This is a genomic window from Spiroplasma sp. hy2 (assembly GCF_044714365.1).
In the GTDB taxonomy this organism is placed as follows: Bacteria; Bacillota_I; Bacilli_A; order Mycoplasmatales; family Mycoplasmataceae; genus Spiroplasma; species Spiroplasma phoeniceum.
This window is the reverse complement of the sequence record NZ_RXFZ02000196.1, coordinates 1-1,641: the sequence shown is the minus strand read 5'-3', so window position 1 is coordinate 1,641 and position 1,641 is coordinate 1. Positions and strand designations below refer to the sequence as shown.

The window sequence follows — 1,641 nt, the reverse complement described above, 5'->3', positions numbered from 1 at the left end:
TAWTTTGAAAATTCTTTTCCTCTATCAGTTATAATTCCTTTTATATTTTCTTTATAAAGTTTATTTTTAAAAATACTTTTAATTGCTTTATTAACCTCTTCTGAATTGTGGTGGTCTAATTTAAAACAAATCGTATATAAACTTTTTTCTTCGGTAAAAGTTAAACAAGCTGATTGATGGTCTTTACCAACAATACAATCCATTTGAAATCATCCAAAAGTTCCTTTTTCATGTTCTGCTTCTTCAATAAATCTAATATTAGTCAATTGACCACGATCATCTTTTCTCTTTTTTGTTTTAAACTTTTTACCTTTAAATGGTAATTTTTTCTTAATTTCATTATCTTCTTCATCAAAAACCCCATGATCAATATATTTGTAAAGTGTTACATGTGAAAATGGAAACTTTTCATTATGCTTTTTTTCATATTCATAGATAATTAACATCGGTGAATAGCGTTTTTTACTTAAAATTTTCCTTACAAAATTAAGTACTTTTTTTGAAATTGTAGTGTATTTTATAGATTTTTTTCGTTTTTTCTTATAATCATCATTTGCTTTTTCAGGATCGTATTCTTCTTGCAGTCTATTAACTTCTAATCTGATTGTGTTAGGACTTTTATCCAATACTTTTGCTATTTTTGATAAATTAGGTGTACCATTCTTTTTCTTAAATGTTTCTGCTACCAAATGTTCTTTTAAATTATATCTTTGATCAAGACCTGTATGTTTATATTTTTTCTTTTCTTTTTTCATAAATTCTAACCCTTTCTTAGTATTATTTTATACACTAAAAAAATAAAATTTTATTGACAATTTAATAAAAGATGCTATGATGATGATGTAATTTATACAAGTAGGATTTTCTAACCCTTAATCACTTGTTTAAAAATTACTAAAAATAGAGACTTGAAAAAGTCTTTTTTTATTTTTGTAAAGATGATAGTAAGATGGTGACGGTTTTAACGAGGTAAAAAGATGCAAAAAGAGGTAAAAAAGCGTAAATTACAAGTAAAAAAGGTACCAAAAGAATGATGAAATAGTGTAAAAGAACGGCAAATTAAAGATAAATTAATAAAATTTGATGAATATTGTGAAGAAAATAATATCAAACTTTCCACAAAAGAAACCTTATTAATCTTTTGTAATTTAGAAGAAGATGAATATAATGCCTTAAAAGACACTAATTTATTAGCATTTAATGAACTTAAAATGAAAATAAGAATATTAGAAAATAATATAAAATTACATCTCTTAAACGAAACTAAGGGGGGTGTATCCGTATATGCCCAGTATTATGGCCGTGAAAATGAAACTGAAATAAATTATGCTCCCCCAGTAATTAACATAACAGATGGGAGAAAGATATAATGGCAATGTTATATGAATATAGTTATCTTAATAAGATAGTAATTAGCTTATTAAACAATACTGAATATATTGCTGATGAGATTAATTTAGCAGGTAGTCGGAAAGCGGGTAAAACATACTCTATTGATGAATTAATAGCATTATTAAGTTGTGTTGTATTAGCTAATAAAGATAAAAAAATAGCAATATATGGTTTTAGATTAAATAGTGCTGATACTGCTGAAATGCAACAAGATATTCAAGATGCATTAGATAAAGTTGGTTTAATCCT

3 protein-coding genes are annotated in these 1,641 nt (G+C 25.1%); 2 read left to right on the top strand and 1 reads right to left on the bottom strand.

The window, feature by feature from the left end; translation table 4 throughout:
* A partial coding sequence (locus EHV01_RS05320; protein ID WP_422066550.1) for an IS30 family transposase occupies nucleotides 1-755 on the bottom strand: 755 nt, incomplete at its 3' end.
* 222 nt (nucleotides 756-977) lie between these two features.
* Between EHV01_RS05320 and EHV01_RS05315 the strand changes: the two genes are divergently transcribed.
* Both EHV01_RS05315 and EHV01_RS05310 read left to right on the top strand, forming a co-directional pair.
* Entirely contained in the window at nucleotides 978-1,370 is a 393-nt protein-coding gene (locus tag EHV01_RS05315; RefSeq protein WP_422066549.1) for a hypothetical protein, read from the top strand.
* Nucleotides 1,370-1,641, top strand: a 272-nt coding sequence (locus EHV01_RS05310; RefSeq protein WP_422066548.1) for a hypothetical protein, incomplete at its 3' end; no start/stop codon positions are given. The genes EHV01_RS05315 and EHV01_RS05310, both read left to right, overlap by 1 nt.